We start from the raw sequence: 17,424 nt of genomic DNA on the forward strand, positions 1-17,424 counted from the left end.
CGTTCGGGGGTTGTCGTTAACCGCTGCATCCAAATATGACGATACCACCCATCGCTTCATAGGCCAGTTTGCAGCACCATGACTCGTGATCGGGGTTCGGATCCGGCTTTTTGTCACTCAGGTCCGGAACAACGATATGAACCAGATCCTTGTTATCATAGACAAACCTGACCTCAGGGTTACCACTGTCCGCGAGGATTTCTTGAATTTTGCGTTCCGCCGCGTCCTGATCATCTTGCGACCCCAGCGCACGGCCGCGCGCGGCATTCAGAACTTCGCACCCCAAGTCTTTCAACGAATAATTCGGGTTGATTGTCAAACGAGCCATGTAAAATCTCCTTCTCAAACAACAATGCCCGCTTGTATACCCCGTTATATGCTTATCCGGAAATGAAAATGACCGACACGTTGATTGAACGCGCTGAAACTGCTCGGCTAATTTCCAAACCCTCGTTTGCCGAATTCCCCAAAGCTGCGCCGATCCACGCGGCTTTTCGCTTGATCGAGCTGCGCGACGGCGCTCTGCCGCCCAAGGGCGGGATGGGCCATCGCGTGTCTTTCGGCACCGGCCGTACACCGGAAGAGGCGGCGCGGCTGGCCGGGTTCGAGGCGATTGAGCGCTATGCCTTGCAATACAGTGCCGAAGCACCACAAACCCGCGAAAGCCTGATCGCGTCGGATGGCGCATCCCATGTGATGCCAAACGACGCGCTTGCACTGGGTGTTCCGGGCAGTGACGGAAAGGTCACTTCGAAAGGTGCCGCGGCTGGCCCGACACATGAAGCCGCTGCGCTGTGGGCGGCGCTGGAGTGTTTGGAACACGCTCTTGGATCGCAGGGGTTTGACCACCTGGCGCCGGACACGGTCCTGCCCCGTGATTTGACGCAGTGGCTGCACGTCCAGCTGCGGCAACTGAGCCTTCACATCCTCGAAGTTCCGGGCATCGGCCTTCTGCTGCGCGCGGTCTGCGCAGATGCGGATGGCGGCAGGCCGACCTACGGATCGGCGCTTTCCGCAAATCTGGCGCAGGGCGTCTGGCACGCAGCATCCGAGGCGGTGGTGTCCTGGCGCAACATGGTGATGCTTGAACACAACGGTGTAACGGATCACGGCATGGATGCCGAACAGGCCCGTCTGCTCCGGCTTTATCGTGGCGCGCAGAATGACCGGCCTGTTGCTCCGACGCGGTTGTACGACGTGCAGGCGTGGGACAGCCCGAACCCGTCGCTGACGACGGTATTGACAGCGGCAAGCCGCGCCCTCGGTCGTCCGGTTGCGGTTTTTGACATGACGGCACCTGAAATTCCCCTTCCGGTGGTCAAAGCCGTAGCAGTTTGAGCACCTGTCAGGATCCGTCTCTGCGAAAGCGTGTCGTGTCGCCGTTGGTCTTTGCCTTGCAACGGTCCGCGAATTCCAAAAGCTGCCTGCAACGTTCGGTCTCGGGCAGGCTGCGGACAACCCGCCCCGGATCAACATGCGGAATTTCAACAAATTCGACACGGGTGATCACGCGCGGCCTGGCGGCAACTGTGATCATCGGTCCGACCTCGATCAGGCTGGCCAGAGCATAGCCCGAGACAGGGCGCGCCGAAGGGCCTGTTCCCAGCGTGATATCATCCAGAAACCGGGGATCGTCATCGGCAGGTCCGAATTCAAGTCGCATGTGCATTCCCGGCGCACCGCGCCTGAACCGGACCCAGCCCCGAGGCACCCCGCCCGCACCCACAAACAGTTCTGATGTATGGAATGCCTGAATATACAGCCCAAGCGGATCTGAGAATGCCATCGCCCGGCCCGCAGGTGACTTGCCACAGTTCCCCGCGGCCAGTTCAAGCGTATCGCTCACCAGGCGGATCCCTGCATGCCCGCAGTACAGATCCTGCCGGTTCGCGAAATCAAGAACTTCTTCAAGCCGGGCGCGCCGCCTGCTCTCGCCGTCCTTCACGAGATACGGGAAGGAAGAAAAATGCATGGTCTGGATCAGATCGGTCAAACGGTTCGTGCCCTTGGCCAGAAACAGGGCATGCTGGATATTCAACGGATGTTCCGGCGGATGCGCGTCATCATTGCCCACCAGCCTTTTGTGAAAGCGGGCCGCACGCTCGGACACATCCATCGATGTCCATACCGACCGTGAGACTTCAAGCAGGTCCGTGCAGGAGTAGAAGCGCCCGGTCACCGATGCGACCACCGACAGGAAGTGATCGAGATCGAACACCGCCATGAACTGCCACCACTCCACAAACTCGGTAGTGGCCACAAAACGCTTCGGGCGCAGTCTGCCACCGGCATCGGGTCGCATTACCAACGTGTATTCAAGATATTCATTGTGCAGCTCAACCCTGCCGGGCCAGCCTTGGTCACACACGCGCGCCGCCAGCTCATCGCCCAGACAGTCCCGCGGTTCCCGGGGATCGGCGCGCCATCTGAACCCATTCGAAGGCTGGCCCGCCTCTATGTCACGCGGATCCATGACCAGAAACGGGCTGACACCTTGCACGTCGAATATGTTCTGAATGCTTGAATTCCACGCTGACCGGGTGGCTTCGTTCACGCCTTGATCAGCAAGTCCCGGCGATTGGAATACAGACATCAAAGAACACCGTTGGGCTTCAGAGACACTAGAATGGAAAGTCAGAGGTCGATGCCCGCAGGGTTTCAATTCCGACAGGGCGATCGCCACCGGTGACGAACAAGGAAGCATCATGGAAATCGACCTGTCATGGGGCCTGATAGCTTCATCATGCCCACCCCGCCTGTTCAGGCAAATGACGGGTCCACCACAATTCGGGCGTACTGTTCACAATGTGGATTTCGCTACCGCAAGAACGACCGCCAATGATGTTGAGGCGATCTCCATCAAATGTTTCAAGCGACATTTTCGCGGCCCCCCGGAAATTCGCCATCTGTTCGGCCAGAATGCCCACCGCAACGCGTTCACCCATTCGGATACTGTCGAAATAGTCGCTGTAGAAATGTACCCCTGCAAAATTGCGCCCGATCGCGATATTCGCAGCCAACTTGTTCAGCTCGCCATTCAGCGTAAGCTTCGCTGCGTTGTCCTCTGGCTGCACGGACTCAACCAGTGTCCTGCCACCCGGAGCCGGAACAAAGACGCGCGGCATACCCGCCTCTGCCAAAGTTACCCTGGACCCGTCCAGCGCATGTGTTCTGAAGAACGCCTTGAGCAGCGTCGCGCACGCCCCGGCAACTGCGCCATGCGCCGCCCCGTAGGACGGCTGCATTGGCGAGCCCTCGGGATAAGCAACAGGCAAAAGCAGGTTGCGATCGATTTGTGGCAGCCCTTTATGAGAAACCGCGTTGTGGGCGAACCGCTTGGTGGCCGGCGCGGCGGCAATGGCTTCCACAAGACTGAAATCTTCGCAGGCGGCGCTTTCCAATTTCTCAAGATGGGCTGCGGCAAACGGTTCCGCTGCCCCAAGCACCGCGCCATGACCATTCGCCACCAAAGTTGCAACGCTGCCCAGCTTTTCAGGGCGGGCGCGGTTGTGCACCTGAAAGGTCTGGCGTCGCACGGCCCGCATTGCCCTGGTCGCGGTTTCTGCCAGCATTGACAGCGCGTGTGATCCGCCCCAATGGGCCCCACTATCCCCCGCACGGGAATTCCAGACATCGGGCAGACCGTCATCTGCTTGAAACCCTCTGCCCAACATCAACAGGCAGGCATTGAAAAAAGCCTGATAGATCGAGTCGAAATGCACATAGGTAGCAAGGTCGCGAGGTGTTTCAATAAACTTCGGGCCACAGGCCTCAAAGGCTTGTTCGCCGGTTGCGTCCGCCCCGTTTTGAACGTCCAGCCACTCGGCCCAGTCCCGCAAATAGTCCACGCCAACAGCCTGAGGTACAACCCTTTGGTCAAGCCGAAATGAACCAAACGGCATTGTCCCTGGTGTTGTTGTTTTTTCCAACCACCGCCCTTGCACATGCGCCGCGTCTGACGTCAGCGGGCCGTACCCCTGCAAAAGGAACTGCGACATGTAAGGCCCTTCCGAACAGCCTTGGCTCGAGCCGCGGAACAAAGTTCGCGAAGACAGACCTTCGCCATCTCGAACCTGGCGCGCCGCCGGTACTTTCCCGATCTCGGCACCGCTGGCATCCTTTGGGCAACCGTCTTTGCGGAACCACTCCAACCGGCCCAGGGCGCCAAGCACCTTGTCGGTTCCCTCGGCACCATCCCGAATGGTTTCGAAGGGCACATCCCGCAGACAGGCCATCGCATAGAGTTCGGCCATCTCTGCCGCCAGTTCATCTGACCCAAGCCTGGGCGCCGGAGCGATACCTAAACCGCCGGCATCCAATCCATTGAACCCCAACCGATGACCCAGGATCGGCCCTTCCCACGCACGCCATCTAAATTCACCACCCTCTGATGGCGCGGTGCGGAAGGGCCCGGAATAGGCTGGCGTGTCAAACAGCGTCAGCCTGTTTCCATGATTGTCGGTGCCGGTTGGGTCAGCCACTTCTTCCAGAAACTCGGTATAAACCTGCGCGTCGACAATACCATTTTCGTCATGCCGCAAGCCCTTCGAAAAGCTCGTGGGCCAAGTCCCGGCAAACAGGTCTGCTTCGCCGTTATGTTCGGCGGCTGCCCTGACTCTGGCACCAATCGGCGCGTTCGAAAGACACTGATCCCGGTTCAATCCACGATTGGGCTTTTCCAGGTCCTGCCAGGGTTCAGACGGAATGATATGTTGCGGCATGTTGCTCTCCCGATCGACGGGGACAACGATTCGCACAGCGCCGTTACCGGATCGTGACCGGTCATTCCGACAGGCTTTTTGCCCTGTTCTGCAACACTTTGAGAATGTCCAGGGTAGAAAAGGCTTCGATCGCGCTGGACACCAGGCCCCGCCGCTGCATTCCGATCTTTCAAGAAATTTCGGAATCCAATGCAAGACAGGATATCACGGGCCCAGCCAGCTTCGAGCCGCATTCCACCGGACAGAAAGATAAAGAAAGTTGGATGGCGGGGACGAAGTCAGTATAACTAAGCCTGCAAGATACTGTTAAATTTAGGTAAAAAGAAATAATACCGCCATACATACCACACTAAGTTCGATTTCTAGCCAAGCATCGCGCACAGTGTCATATCACAGGATGTCGGTAAAACACTAAAGCAGACACTCAAGCAGAGTTCAGCAAACGACGGCTCCAAGCCCCAAAGACGACTTAGGTAACGAGCGCAACAATTGTCGTTTTTGGCGGGAAGCGGAAGTTCGATGCGACCGCAGGGTCACCACTCAAGCGTTACAGAAGCGGACATTCGGTCGCAAATCTGGATCTTTCTCTTCGACCGACCCTGTGATGGTGTTTCTCATCTGCTTTTCCCTTCGCAGCATGAGCATGATCTAACTGGTTTGGCGCGAAAAGGGGTGTGATGGCTTTCCAGCACGTCACAACCAACAATGCACCGGGCTTCAGCGCTCTGCGGATTTCGCTGAGGGTCGCTGTCTTGTCCGGAAAGAACTGCAGGCCGTGATGGCAGAAAGCCAGATCGAACTCGCCGTCGTCGAGGGGCATGGATTGCGCCGACGCTTCGATCCACTCATAGCAGTGCATGCCCGGGGCGCGGGCGCTGGCAGCGAGATCGCGTCGAGCGTCGCGGCAGTACAGTTTGCGGGCCTCGATCGCGTCCTTCCAGTTGTTGATGTCCGTCAGGATAACACGGGTTAGCTCGATGTCCTGCAGGCCGGACCCGACATGTTCGAGAGCGGCCTTGATGATCTCGAAACACTGCTTGGGCTGGGCATAGACGTCACCGATGCCTAGCGTCTTGCCGTTCACATCTACTGGCGCGGTGCCCCCGACAGCGATGAACGATCCAACCCGAACCGCCCGGCTGAAGCCGACGATTTCCTCCACAGGGTTTCCACTAGAGACGAGTTGCCGCCCCTTCCTTGCTAACTCTCCTGCAATGTGTGATCTCAGTCTGGACTGGTTTGTTGAGTAAATCTCTCCCGGAATCGAGTTCGTGAAACGTCGTTTCTGACCAGTTGGCAATTCAACCCATGGAGTCCGCGAAGCTTCGAAGCCGTCGCGCGGCCTGACCCGGGAATCCATCCACCTCGCTCTCATCAAACACCGCATAGGCCGCGTAAGCAAACCTTGGTGCTGCCTCGATCAGCGTGAGCCACCCGTCCTGAAGTTCCGTTTCGATCACGCGCCTGGGGAAGTAGCCAGCTGCGGGAACAGATTTCAGATACTGCAGGCCCAAGGTTCCGATGCCCAGCTGAAGGCGCGGTGCGTCAAGCTCTGGAAAGTTCAGCAAATGGTCGGCGCGGAACTCCGGGCCCCAATCTATCAGGATGTAAGAGCTGCCCAGTGCGGCGGGTTCGGCGTCAGGGCCGCTGCTGACAAGTACAAACTCATCCTCAAAAAGTTGAAGTGCGGACAAGCCCGAGGCGTTCCGCGGACGGTACATGACGGCGAGGTCGAGGCTGCCCTCCTCGATCTCTCGAGCCATCGCTTCGGAGGAGGCCGCCGAGGCTCTGACGGCAACGTTCGGCAACGCTGCCATCAACTCTGGTAAGGCGTTTATGAGATACCCGTCCCAAAGGCTCGGCGCCGCGCCGATTTCCAGCGCTGCGGCCATGGAAGCGGGAAGACCAGCGTCCAGCTTTGCCTGTGTCCAGGTGCGCACCAGAACCTGAGCGTGTTTGAGGAAATGTCGCCCGGCAATGGTCAAGGTTGCACCCGACTTACCACGTTGGAACACCGGCTGACCAAGCTGTTGCTCGAGAGTTCTGATTCTCATGCTCACTGTCGATTGTGTGACGTGAACCTTGTTGGCTGCGTCGAGAAAGGTTCCAGTTTCCACCACGGCGAGGAAAGTTCGAGCAAGTTCAATATCCATCGGTCACCTATTCGAATATCCGATATTATCTGCGCAAAAAATTCGTTATTCAATAAGATACGTGTGTGCCATATTCTCTAAGTAGCGCGAAGGTGCCCCGCCAGATCGGAACGCCAATCAAAATTCTCGTTTGTAGTGGAGATCTCGATCTGAGGAACCGTTGCAATCTGAAACCTGTAGAAACGCCAACGACACCGGAGCGCTGCACCAACCCCACAATGGGCAAGAAGCCCATTTTCTCATGGAGATAACAAAATGAGTCGAGTTTCTGTTGTTGCTCTGCTCTCTTCACTGTTTGCTGTTCCGGCATTCGCCATGCCCGCTGATCTTGACATGGACGGGGATGGCCTGGCGTCGCTGGCAGAGCTTCAGACCAAGTATCCTGAAGTCTCGGATGATCTCTTCCTGGAGATCGACGCAAATGCCGATGGTTTCATCAATGACGACGAATTGGTTGCCGCCGTTGATGCAGAGCTTCTCCCTGGTCCCACAGGGGATCAGTAAGCAAAGGTTGTCACGGTTATGAGGAAGCCAATCCTGCCTCAAAAATGGCTGCTTGCCGCGATGGGTATCTGGTTGGTTTTGTCCCCCTTTGTCCTGTTTCGTGAGGAAACTCTTTTGCAGGGCATGGCTGAACTTGAAGCTCTCGCCTTCATGGCAATTGGCATTGGTGTTCTGGTCATGTCCGGCGCTGACGGTCGGAGCCACCTTCTCGCACGGGTGACTCCGGTATCGGCACTGGGGATTTCGCTGATCGTCGCACCAACAGCGCTGAATTTCACTGGCCATATTGTGGCAACGGCCAATGCATGGCTAACGGGATCGGCGCTGATCGCGCTCGCCGCATGGGAGGTAATGGCAAGCCGCGGATTGCGTGCAATCTCGTAAACCGGCGCGGGGTGGGAAACTGCCCCGCGCCCCCACATTCAGGCCACCTAAATGATCTCGTCCTCATCGAACATTGGATCACCGTCGAGCTGATTGGCGATCATGTCGATCCGCATTTCAACATCTGCGCTCGTCGTTTTGGCGATATGAAACAACGCGTCGCCCTCGTGCACAAATGGCAAATTGGTACGGCCCACAATGATGCCGTCCGTTTCTCCAAGAACGTCCTTTCTTACTTCGCCAAACGGGTCCGAGATCCGGCCAAGCAAGTCGCCGACCTCCACATATTCGCCCGCTGCCTTGAACGTTCTAAGCAAACCGCCGACCGGAGCGCGCACCCAGGAACTCGTCCGTGCGTGAACCGGCGCCTCACGCACGGTAGCGATGCCACGCCTGGCGACCATGCCCATCGCGTTCATAACCCGAAGAATACCTGCAAGACCCGCCCGGGCCGAAAGTTCGTCGAAACGCAGCCCTTCTCCCCCTTCGAACAGCAGCACATCGACACCTCGCTCTTGTGCCGCTTTTCGCAGGGACCCGTCGCGCAGCTTGGAAATCATGACGACCGGTGCACCGAACGCATCGGCGTATCTAATCGTCGCATCCGAGGCCGGGGAAACTCGAATTTGAGGCAGGTTGGTGCGGTGGATCGCGGCAGAATGAAGATCGATACCGAGGTCGGAACGCGCAACAATTTCGGTCATAAAGATATGTGCGAGGCGGCCCGCCAATGATCCGCCCTCGCTGCCGGGAAACGACCGGTTCAGGTCGCGCCTGTCCGGAAGGTATCTCGATTGTGTCATGAAGCCGAACGCGTTCACGATTGGCACAACCAGCAACGTGCCCGCGATCTTGTCGAGTTGAGGGGCCCGTAGCAATCGCCGTGCGATTTCGACGCCAATCACTTCATCGCCATGAATCGCCGCGCTGACAAACAGGACCGGTCCTGGGCGGCGGCCATGAACCACATGCACTGACATGCTGACCGGCGTATGATCGGACATCACGCTCACCGGCAGGTCCAGCGTAGTCCGCGTGCCTGCCGGGACGGTGAAACCGCCGATTTCAAATGGCTCGCGCATGGCTGTTATCCGCGCCCTCTGGTCTTGGTATTTCCCTTGGTGGCGTTCTTTTCCAGAAACTCGATGATCTTGCCTGCAACATCAATGCCCGTTGCCTTTTCCACCCCTTCAAGTCCGGGTGAGGAATTCACCTCCATGACAACCGCCCCATGATTGGCGCGCAGCATATCTACGCCGCAGACATTCAGCCCCATCGTCTTGGCTGCACGCACAGCGGTAGAGCGTTCCTCGGGTGAGATCTTGATAGGCTGGGCGCTTCCGCCCCGGTGCAGGTTGGACCGAAATTCTCCTTCGGCTCCCTTCCGCTGCATCGCCGCGATAACGCGGCCACCAACCACAAGCGCACGAATATCTGTGCCGCCCGCTTCCTTGATGAACTCCTGTACCATGATGTTAACTTTCGCGCCGCGAAATGCCTCGACCACGGATTTTGCGGACCGGTTTGAATCGGCAAGAACCACCCCGATACCCTGCGTGCCCTCCAGCAGCTTGACCACCAGTGGCGCGTCGCCCGCGAGTTTGAGAACTTCGCCGGTTTGCTTCGGGTCATGAGCGAAGGTGGTGACCGGCAGGCCAATGCCGTCCCGCGCCATGAGCTGCATGGAGCGCAGCTTGTCGCGCGATCTGCCAATCGCCACTGACTCGTTGAGTGGAAAGACCCCCATGATTTCGAATTGCCGCAGCACGGCCAATCCATAAAAAGTGACCGATGCTCCGATCCGGGGGATCACAGCGTCATAACGCCCGAGCTTCTTACCATCATAATAGACTTCGGGTCGGCGTGAAGCGATGTTCATGTAGCAGCGCAACGTGTTCACGATATCAAGCTCGTGACCGCGCTGCTCGGCGGCTTCTTTCAGACGGCGGTGCGAATAAAGGTCCGGGTTCCGGGCCAGCATGACAAATTTCATTGGCGTTGTCCCTCCGGGTCCTTGCTTCTGGCTTTCTTTTTGATCCCTGCTGGAGCTTTTCCGGAACCCAGCAGATAGGAGTGACCCGGATCGACAAGAATCCCCCGCCTGCGAATGGCGGTGCGGCCGAGGATCAGATCAAATTCCATCTTCGCACGGTTGGCCAGAGAGACGTCGATCTGCCAGCGATGCCGTCCAAGCAAAAGCTGGGTTCTCACGATCAGTCGACGTTCGGGAACACCACCCGTGTTCTTGATCTCGCGTTCGTCGACAACCCTGGTTCGAACCCGGTTTGGCGAACGGCGGTTTTGGACTGGTATCATGAACTCGACCCATCGCTCGCCGTCAATCTCGAACACGGTCTGGTCCACTGCATGGAGTGCTGCGGTCCTTGCGCCCGTGTCTATCTTGGCCGGGATATTCTTTATTCCGAAGTCGGGCAGACTGATGCGTTCACGCCAACCTATGATTTCTGGGTGTACAGCACGCTTCACCATGGCACCTACTCTATGCATTCATCGTTGGCACGCCTGTAATTTACAAACGAATTGGCGCTCATCACGACATAAAACGTGTCCATATCGATTAGCACGTACCCAAGTTCAAAAAGCGCGACTGACAATCCGCGGATGTCCGTTTCGTATAAACGTCTACGCCCTGCGATCCGACGCACGAGCTTGTCCGGGATTCGATAACGTCCATTTGCCTTACCGCCAAAGTCCTGATCGTAAAGTTCCGCCAAGCGTTCAGCGGTCATAGATATCCAGTCATTTTTACGCATGACTTTTCCTATTATGACAATGATTATTTGTCTATAGGCAAAAAAAATCTGTTATAAGGCCTGTATTGACCGGAAACCCCACCGAAGAAACGAATATGAGCGATACAGATACTTTCCCAAGGGAACTGGAAATGCAGCTGCAGCAGGCTTTGTCTGGGCGTGACGGGGCCGAACTCGCAAACCTGCTTGATCCTCTTCCATTGAGCGATGCATTGCGTGAGTTACTCAATCTGCCGGTGGAACAACGGAGCGTCGCACTGTCTTTGCTGCCACCGGAACTGGCTGCCGAACTTATCGAAGAGGCACCGAATGCGATGGCGGTCGATCTTGTCGAGCGCATGGAATCGGAGCAGGCCGCAGAAGTTATCGAAGAACTGGATTCGGATGTTCAGGCTGATGTCATCGGAGAGCTTGAAGACGCGGACGCGGAAGCAATCCTTACCCGGATGGACCCCGAGGATGCTGCCGACGTTCGCCGCTTGGTGGAGTACGAGGACGATGTCGCAGGCGGGCTTATGGTTGCTGAGGCCTTCACATTTTCTGAGACCGACACAGTCGGAAAGGTGTTGCGGCGGTTCGCCAACGAAGAATATGACCTCGAACGTTATCGGGGTCAGCATCCCTATGTGCTGGATTCAAATGGTGCCCCTATTGGCGTGGTCTCATTACGTAGCCTCGTGTCGACACGCCGAAGCGCGCGTTTGACCGATATCATGGTCCCACCAATCGTCGTCCCGGCCACGATGCAGTTGGAGAAACTGGAAGACCTGTTCGATGAAAACCCGTTTCTTGGATTGCCGGTCGTCGAGGCGAACGGGCATCTGGTGGGTGTCGTCTCTAGGTCTGCCGTCGATGATGCTCTGCTGAAACGCGCGGAATCGTCCAGCCTGAAACGTCAGGGTGTTTTCGGCGACGAACTTCGGTCGATGCCCCTGCCGCTTCGGGCGCGGCGTCGGCTTCAATGGCTCTCGGCAAACATTGTTCTCAATGTGATTGCCGCCAGTGTGATTGCCGCCTATGAACAAACCCTCGCGGCTGTTATCGCGCTGGCTGTGTTCCTGCCAATGGTGTCCGACATGAGCGGCTGTTCCGGCAATCAGGCCGTCGCCGTCAGCATGCGCGAATTGTCCCTCGGCCTTGTCCGGCCCATCGACGCCATGCGGGTTTTGCTCAAAGAAGTGTCAGTCGGGGTGATCAACGGGTTCGTTCTGGGACTTCTGATTGGCGTCGTTGCCTGGATGTGGAAAGGCAACCCGTTTCTGGGGCTGGTGATTGGTGGAGCGCTTGGGCTCAACACCGTCGTCGCCGTGTCCATTGGCGGTGTTCTGCCATTGCTATTGAAGCGCATCGGTCAGGACCCAGCTGTCGCCAGCGGCCCTTTACTGACGACTATAACTGACATGGCGGGGTTCTTCCTCGTCCTGAGCCTTGCAACCGCAATGATGCCACTTCTGGTTTGACGCTTTCCCGCACCCGAACCATCAGTTCGGTCGGGTGACTGGTACGCGTACTATCCAACGCCGCGCACGCGATGGATCAACAACAAGGTGCAAACCAGAGCCGTCGCTATGCCGACCCGGACCCAGATTCTCTACCAGCTTCTTTGTCAGCTTTGCGCTTAGCGCAGACATTTAAATGCCACTTATTGAATAACACTAGGTGTAACCAGTAAAATTCACGATGATGCTGTGAGTCGGTAAACGCCTATTAATAAAAACTAAATGGAACGTTATACGCACCACGTCAATTGTCTAAAATAGGTTGATGGCGGAGACGAAGGCAGCCATCCTGTCGTTGCAACAGATGACGACTCTAGTTGCAACCAATTAATAATAAACAATATTACAGAATTTCCTGCTGCAACCCATTGCACCTCGTCGCAACTGCTGTCAGTAGTTTTGGCGGGTAAGTTGCGGGGTAAGTATGCCGAAAGTAGCGAAAAAACTGTCTGCGCTTGATGTGAAGAGGTTGGAGCATCCGGGCTGTGTTGGAAACTCGACTTTCGCGGTGGGCGGAGTGTCAGGTCTCTTGATGCAAATCACTCCCAATGGTGGACGTACATGGCTTTTGAGGGTTTCTGTAGCAGGTAAAAGGCGAGAAATTGGCTTAGGCGGCTATCCTGATACTTCATTAGCCCAAGCGAGAGAACGTGCCAGGGAAGCGAAGGATCAAATCCGGCGAGGGATTGACCCTGTAGAAGAACGTAAGTCTGCTAAAAAAGCGCTCGTCATGGCCCAAAGACGCGGGCTGTCCTTTGCTGAAGCAACCGAGAGATGCCTTGCGGCAAAACTGGACGCCTTAAAAAACGAAAAACACCGAGATCAATGGCGCAACACCATTAACACCTATGCGATGCCTGAACTTGGAAAGTTACTTGTCGACGAAATCACTGTCCAGGATGTTCTTCGCGTTCTTGAACCAATTTGGAAAACAAAAACTGAAACTGCCTCTCGGCTGCGCGGGCGTATTGAAACAGTTCTATCTTGGGCCACAGTGGCTGGGCACCGAACCGGTGATAACCCAGCCCGCTGGGGAGGAAATTTGAAAGAGCTTCTGCCCGCTAAGTCTAAAATCGCAAAACAGAGCAACCAGCCCGCTGTGCAAATAGACGACACACCCAATTGGTTTGCAGCTCTTCGTGAGAGAGATGGAATGGGTGCTCGCGCGCTCGAATTTGTGGCGTTGACCGCTGCCCGCTCCCAAGAGGTTCGTGGCGCACGTTGGGAAGAAATCAGTTTTGAAACGAAGCTCTGGGTCATTCCAGCGGAGCGGATGAAAATGGATCGGGAACATCGTGTACCCTTGTCAGACGAAGCGACCGCACTTCTGGAAGCATTGCCCCGGTTTGAGGGCAACTCTTTGGTTTTTCCAGCGCCGCGTGGAGGCGAAATGTCAGATATGACGTTGAGTGCAACAATGAAACGAATACACACAAGCGAAGTCGCCAATGGCAGGCTCGGTTTCATAGATAGGAACAGCAAACGACCAGCAGTACCGCATGGTCTGCGCAGCACGTTCCGTGATTGGGTCGCCGAACGCACGCATTTTCCCAGCGACATGGCTGAAATGGCGCTGGCTCACAAGATAGGGAGCGCTGTGGAGGCTTCATACCGCCGCGGCGACATGGTTGAGAAACGGCGCAAGCTAATGACCGAATGGTCAAATTTCCTGAATGGAGAAACGGCCGTGGATAGCAAAGTCTCCAGATTGTTGATCCAATGATTGATTGGCGCGATCTCTACCAACGACGCGATTGGATTGCCGTTGAGAATTGGTGGTGCAGTTCAGACGATACCGCTCAGTTAAAAGAGCTGTTGGAATGGCTGAAGCGCGACGTACCAAAAGTTACCCGCCAAAACGGTATAGAAGAAAACCAGATTACGCACGTCCCGACGAAGCTCCAAAGGAGTGGAAGGGTGCGGCAAAGATCCTGTACCTGGGCGAGCTGGAGGCATTGGTCGAAGGCGAACCTGAACTGGCCAGTCAGGAGTGGCAAAGAGAACGCGATAAGGTGGTCGGACAGCTCGAAAAATTCACTGCTTTGGAGGAAGTTACAGATGGCGACCCGGAATTGTCGCGCCGCTCGCACGCTGATAAAGCTCTTGATTTCTTAAAGCAAATCGAACTCGGTTGTGAGTGGATGAGCCACGAAGTGGACCCAAATGAACGTGAATGGCTTTTGGAAGTAGTAGCACATACTGCGCACAATGCCTTTTCTGCAGGCGTTCACGCATTTGCCGCAGCGGGAAAGGAAATTGAAGTACACGCACTTCGGGGACAAAAAATTGCAAGGAGCGCCTCGGCGGGAGGTAAGTCAAAAAACCGCGAAGGAAAACCGGAAAGGGAAAAGATCCTGGCGCACATGCAGGCGAGCATTGAAAAAGGTCACTCTGATTCGGCCGCTGCGAAGCACGCGTTCAATGCTGGTCTGGGAACTTCTGCCGAAGCCAACCGAAAGCGTTGGATTCGAAACAGATAGCTCAGTCTTGTTCAGTCGGCCTAACGCCCCAAATTGCCCGACCGCCATCGCCGCGAAGGAGTTCTTCTTCAATTTTTCCGTTCCGAATACGCGTGCGCGGGTTTGGAGGGCGCGTCATGTTGTATTTTCGAACGTAGGGTGTGCCACACAAAAATACTTGCCGCCTTTTTTGAGGCCGATGTGGGACAGGTAGAAACCTCAAATAGACGGCTTTTAGAAGTGAAAGCATGGCTCAAAGCCTTCTAAGAAAAACGTTATGAAATGTTAACAATTGTTAGCATCATATCTCCTTGCCGAAATCAACAACACTCTACTTAAAATTGCACTCTGATATTCCATAGGTCAACGATCCTTATCTTTGAAGCAAGCCCCACCACCCTGTAGATCCGTTAAGTCATTGTCTAATAAATATATATACGTACCTTGGCTTCTACTCGCTTTATGCCAGAACGTCTCTTTGGAGCTGCCAAGAAACAAAGAGTATCAGCGTTTCTCCAGTGAGGCGAGTTAACTAAAGATATCCTCATGTGTCGTTTTTCGGCATGAAATTGGACATGTCGCCCAGCGCTGCGACATCTAAGCAGTACCGAGCGTATCGACCACATCTGAATTGGGGAGCATGGATGGCATGCAACCTTCTCCAGCCCATCCCTTTCCGATTTCGCAACCGCTACAAGGGGAGATTTCCGACAGCCCATCAAGAAAGTTGGGACACTGCAGGCCACTGTCCCAATCATATTTCGTCAAGTTGCCATCACAAGCAACTAAAAGAGACAATCAAAATGGCCGAAACATACTTATCCGACAAACAGGTAGGCGCTCGCTATGATGTGCATCGATCGACGCCGTGGCGTTGGGTCAATTCCAATCAAGAATTTCCCAAACCAGTGAAATTGTCACCTCAGTGCTCGCGTTGGAAGCTGTCAGATCTGGAGGCTTGGGAAAAGTCTCAGTCTGAGCAGATGTCATGACCTGCATTCGCATAAAAGAAAGCGCCGCCCCTGCTGGAACAGGAGACGGCGCACCCACTAACCGTGGAAAATTCAATCTTCTTCGCAACGAGGCTATCGTGAAAACCACGGACGCATCAATATCGAAATGCATTCCCCAACCCATAAAGAGCGTCGGGCGCACTTTAGGATACGCCCTCTGGATCAGCTCCCCGCGTGCGTGGATCGGATTCCAAACAGTTCTGACTGCTAGGCTTAGCACAGCGTGCCGAATGCTATTGGCCTCTAACGTCCTGTGCACTCTAGATCGTGACGATGCTTTGCTCGCGCTTACGCAGGCCCACAGCTACGCTGGGCCACCTATCCCTCCACTGATCAGCCTTATGGATGAAGCAGCATTTTGGGCCGGTAGCGCAGCATCTGAAGAATTGGATGCTTATTGCTTAGCCAGTTTTGCTCAGATGCGCCCAGCGCGACAAACAGCGTTTCTGGAGCATGTGACTAGGAGGCCGGCCGCATGAAGCACCTGCCGTTTTCAATCCTACTACGGCTGCATAGCCTCACTGAAGCGCACGTGACCGCAATTACCTATTTGGCTGTTGGGAGTGGCGTGTAATGCGGGACTATTCTGAAATTCCTGCTCAGCTACTTGGAAATCAAATCGAAAGCACCAGCGGCGGGAATCTTCGCCTACCAACAGAGTTTGTCTGGCGTGATCCGTCCACCATTGCCCCTCGCCCGTGGCTTTACGGACAACATCTGATCCGAAAACAGGTTTCCGTAACAGTGGCGCCTGGTGGTGTCGGTAAGTCGTCTCTCACGATTTGTGAAGGGCTGGCAATGGCTTCTGGGCGTAAGCTATTGGGTGATTGGACCGCACCAGACCTTAAGGTGTGGCTGTATAACCTTGAAGATCCCCGTGATGAGATGGACCGCCGGATAAGCGGAGCCATGCAACATTACAATGTGACCCCCAGGGAAATATCCGGCAGATTGTTTGTTGATACTGGGCGGGAACGCGAACTGACTACGGCAATTCAAACTCCACGGGGTGTTAAGATCGTCACGCCAGAAGTGGACGCCTTAGCAAATGAGATCAATACGTGCGGGATTGATGTCATAGTAATCGACCCATTCGTTTCGTCGCATCAAGTTGGCGAGAACGACAACGGGGCCATCGATTTAGTTGCAAAGGAGTGGGCGCGTCTCGCGGATCGGTGCAATTGCGCAATAGAACTTGTGCACCACACCCGAAAAACCAATGGCGAAACTGCGACAACCGAAAGCGGCCGTGGTGCAACGGCGCTTCTGGCTGCGGCACGATCCGGGCGGGTTTTGAACAAAATGTCGGACAATATGAAGGCTGAGGCGGGCGTAAAAGACGACCCTGCTACCTATTTCTCTGTGACCCGCGATAAAGCCAATTTAGCGCCAGTTGGTGACCGTGTTTGGCGACGGATGGCATCGGTACTTCTATCGAACGGTGATAGTGTGGGCGTCGCTGAAGCGTGGAAATGGCCGGATACGTTCGATGGGGTTAGCGTTGCAGATCTATTGGCAGTGCAAAACGCCCTGGATGGAAAAGGACGACGATATTCGGATCAGACCGGCGACGATTGGGCTGGCGTAACTGTGGCCAATGTTTTGGGCTTGGACGCCTCGTGTCATCGAAAGCGAATTAAGAAGATGATCGAGTCCTGGCTGAAATCCGGAGCATTGAAAAAGGGACACAAAATGAGCGCCCAGCGCAAGGAGGTGCCGACTTTGGAGGTAGGCGAATGGGCATCGGATTAAAGTGCGCCACTACCTCGAAAACCTAGGGCGCGCGCAGTGGCGCAGATACGTTCAAACTGGTTGCACCACCCCCCTACCCCCTATTGGGGTAGGGGGGTGGTGGCGCAACTTGCCCTGTTAATTTGGGGAGAGGATAACGCTGAACACTCGGTGTTTTTAAATTAA

The 17,424-nt window shown here is 55.5% G+C and carries 16 protein-coding genes; 7 read left to right on the plus strand and 9 right to left on the minus strand.

Going from position 1 to position 17,424, the window contains the following annotated elements:
- Positions 1–16 precede the first annotated feature (16 nt).
- Positions 17–328 (minus strand): hypothetical protein, encoded by a 312-nt coding sequence (locus ACR3E6_RS03765; protein ID WP_480485905.1) that lies wholly within the window; start codon positions 326–328, stop codon positions 17–19.
- 68 nt (positions 329–396) lie between these two features.
- Between ACR3E6_RS03765 and ACR3E6_RS03770 the strand changes: the two genes are divergently transcribed.
- A complete protein-coding gene (locus ACR3E6_RS03770; RefSeq protein ID WP_480485907.1) occupies positions 397–1,338 on the plus strand; it encodes a YcaO-like family protein in 942 nt (313 codons plus the stop codon).
- A 7-nt stretch (positions 1,339–1,345) separates the two neighbouring features.
- Here ACR3E6_RS03770 and ACR3E6_RS03775 read toward each other — a convergent pair whose 3' ends face one another.
- From ACR3E6_RS03775 to ACR3E6_RS03790, 4 genes are all read right to left on the minus strand, one after another.
- Entirely contained in the window at positions 1,346–2,593 is a 1,248-nt protein-coding gene (locus ACR3E6_RS03775; protein ID WP_480485909.1) for a hypothetical protein, read from the minus strand.
- A 148-nt stretch (positions 2,594–2,741) separates the two neighbouring features.
- Positions 2,742–4,721 carry a phosphatase PAP2 family protein gene (locus tag ACR3E6_RS03780; RefSeq protein WP_480485911.1) on the minus strand — a complete coding sequence of 660 codons (1,980 nt, stop codon included), beginning with the start codon at positions 4,719–4,721 and terminating at the stop codon, positions 2,742–2,744.
- Between the two features lie 547 nt (positions 4,722–5,268).
- Positions 5,269–5,883, minus strand: coding sequence for a methyltransferase domain-containing protein (locus ACR3E6_RS03785; protein ID WP_480485913.1), 615 nt, complete (start codon positions 5,881–5,883; stop codon positions 5,269–5,271).
- A gap of 139 nt (positions 5,884–6,022) precedes the next feature.
- Positions 6,023–6,874, minus strand: a complete 852-nt coding sequence (locus ACR3E6_RS03790) for a LysR family transcriptional regulator (RefSeq protein ID WP_171638643.1) — start codon at positions 6,872–6,874, stop codon at positions 6,023–6,025.
- A 255-nt stretch (positions 6,875–7,129) separates the two neighbouring features.
- Between ACR3E6_RS03790 and ACR3E6_RS03795 the strand changes: the two genes are divergently transcribed.
- Positions 7,130–7,378, plus strand: coding sequence for an EF-hand domain-containing protein (locus ACR3E6_RS03795; RefSeq protein WP_171169366.1), 249 nt, complete (start codon positions 7,130–7,132; stop codon positions 7,376–7,378).
- A gap of 18 nt (positions 7,379–7,396) precedes the next feature.
- On the plus strand, positions 7,397–7,762 hold the full coding sequence (locus tag ACR3E6_RS03800; RefSeq protein WP_171638642.1) for an SPW repeat domain-containing protein: 366 nt from the start codon (positions 7,397–7,399) through the stop codon (positions 7,760–7,762).
- A gap of 47 nt (positions 7,763–7,809) precedes the next feature.
- Here ACR3E6_RS03800 and ACR3E6_RS03805 read toward each other — a convergent pair whose 3' ends face one another.
- Genes ACR3E6_RS03805 through ACR3E6_RS03820 form a run of 4 tightly spaced genes read right to left on the minus strand, consistent with a single transcriptional unit; the run spans position 7,810 to position 10,536 of the window.
- Entirely contained in the window at positions 7,810–8,844 is a 1,035-nt protein-coding gene (locus ACR3E6_RS03805) for a succinylglutamate desuccinylase/aspartoacylase family protein (RefSeq protein ID WP_480485915.1), read from the minus strand.
- A gap of 5 nt (positions 8,845–8,849) precedes the next feature.
- Positions 8,850–9,755, minus strand: coding sequence for a 30S ribosomal protein S6--L-glutamate ligase (gene rimK / locus ACR3E6_RS03810; protein WP_480485917.1), 906 nt, complete (start codon positions 9,753–9,755; stop codon positions 8,850–8,852).
- Positions 9,752–10,252, minus strand: a complete 501-nt coding sequence (locus tag ACR3E6_RS03815; protein WP_480485919.1) for an ATP-dependent zinc protease family protein — start codon at positions 10,250–10,252, stop codon at positions 9,752–9,754. Before ACR3E6_RS03815 ends, rimK begins: the two co-directional genes overlap by 4 nt.
- A 5-nt stretch (positions 10,253–10,257) precedes the next feature.
- Positions 10,258–10,536, minus strand: coding sequence for a hypothetical protein (locus tag ACR3E6_RS03820; protein ID WP_480485921.1), 279 nt, complete (start codon positions 10,534–10,536; stop codon positions 10,258–10,260).
- Positions 10,537–10,631: 95 nt separating this feature from the next.
- On the opposite strand from ACR3E6_RS03820, the gene mgtE reads away from it, so the two are divergent.
- The 4 genes from mgtE to ACR3E6_RS03840 all read left to right on the plus strand — a co-directional run bounded on the left by mgtE (position 10,632) and on the right by ACR3E6_RS03840 (position 17,259).
- The gene (gene mgtE, locus ACR3E6_RS03825; protein WP_480485923.1) at positions 10,632–11,996 is read left to right on the plus strand and encodes a magnesium transporter; all 1,365 of its coding nucleotides are present in this window, start codon (positions 10,632–10,634) and stop codon (positions 11,994–11,996) included.
- Positions 11,997–12,459: 463 nt separating this feature from the next.
- Entirely contained in the window at positions 12,460–13,758 is a 1,299-nt protein-coding gene (locus ACR3E6_RS03830; RefSeq protein ID WP_480485925.1) for a tyrosine-type recombinase/integrase, read from the plus strand.
- A gap of 97 nt (positions 13,759–13,855) precedes the next feature.
- Positions 13,856–14,515: a hypothetical protein gene (locus tag ACR3E6_RS03835; protein ID WP_480485927.1), complete on the plus strand. Its 660-nt coding sequence runs from the start codon at positions 13,856–13,858 to the stop codon at positions 14,513–14,515.
- A gap of 1,565 nt (positions 14,516–16,080) precedes the next feature.
- Entirely contained in the window at positions 16,081–17,259 is a 1,179-nt protein-coding gene (locus tag ACR3E6_RS03840) for an AAA family ATPase (RefSeq protein WP_480485929.1), read from the plus strand.
- The last annotated feature ends 165 nt before the right edge of the window (positions 17,260–17,424 follow it).

It is taken from the genome of Ruegeria sp. AL3, from assembly GCF_056536065.1.

Excerpts from the sequence above, each read along its gene's own strand:
- ACR3E6_RS03765 (WP_480485905.1), bottom strand. The coding sequence starts at position 328 with ATGGCTCGTTTGACAATCAACCCGAATTATTCGTTGAAAGACTTGGGG.
- ACR3E6_RS03770 (WP_480485907.1), top strand. The coding sequence starts at position 397 with ATGACCGACACGTTGATTGAACGCGCTGAAACTGCTCGGCTAATTTCC.
- ACR3E6_RS03775 (WP_480485909.1), bottom strand. The coding sequence starts at position 2,593 with ATGTCTGTATTCCAATCGCCGGGACTTGCTGATCAAGGCGTGAACGAA.
- ACR3E6_RS03780 (WP_480485911.1), bottom strand. The coding sequence starts at position 4,721 with ATGCCGCAACATATCATTCCGTCTGAACCCTGGCAGGACCTGGAAAAG.
- ACR3E6_RS03790 (WP_171638643.1), bottom strand. The coding sequence starts at position 6,874 with ATGGATATTGAACTTGCTCGAACTTTCCTCGCCGTGGTGGAAACTGGA.
- ACR3E6_RS03795 (WP_171169366.1), top strand. The coding sequence starts at position 7,130 with ATGAGTCGAGTTTCTGTTGTTGCTCTGCTCTCTTCACTGTTTGCTGTT.
- ACR3E6_RS03800 (WP_171638642.1), top strand. The coding sequence starts at position 7,397 with ATGAGGAAGCCAATCCTGCCTCAAAAATGGCTGCTTGCCGCGATGGGT.
- ACR3E6_RS03805 (WP_480485915.1), bottom strand. The coding sequence starts at position 8,844 with ATGCGCGAGCCATTTGAAATCGGCGGTTTCACCGTCCCGGCAGGCACG.
- rimK (WP_480485917.1), bottom strand. The coding sequence starts at position 9,755 with ATGAAATTTGTCATGCTGGCCCGGAACCCGGACCTTTATTCGCACCGC.
- ACR3E6_RS03815 (WP_480485919.1), bottom strand. The coding sequence starts at position 10,252 with ATGGTGAAGCGTGCTGTACACCCAGAAATCATAGGTTGGCGTGAACGC.
- ACR3E6_RS03820 (WP_480485921.1), bottom strand. The coding sequence starts at position 10,536 with ATGCGTAAAAATGACTGGATATCTATGACCGCTGAACGCTTGGCGGAA.
- mgtE (WP_480485923.1), top strand. The coding sequence starts at position 10,632 with ATGAGCGATACAGATACTTTCCCAAGGGAACTGGAAATGCAGCTGCAG.
- ACR3E6_RS03830 (WP_480485925.1), top strand. The coding sequence starts at position 12,460 with ATGCCGAAAGTAGCGAAAAAACTGTCTGCGCTTGATGTGAAGAGGTTG.
- ACR3E6_RS03835 (WP_480485927.1), top strand. The coding sequence starts at position 13,856 with ATGGCTGAAGCGCGACGTACCAAAAGTTACCCGCCAAAACGGTATAGA.
- ACR3E6_RS03840 (WP_480485929.1), top strand. The coding sequence starts at position 16,081 with ATGCGGGACTATTCTGAAATTCCTGCTCAGCTACTTGGAAATCAAATC.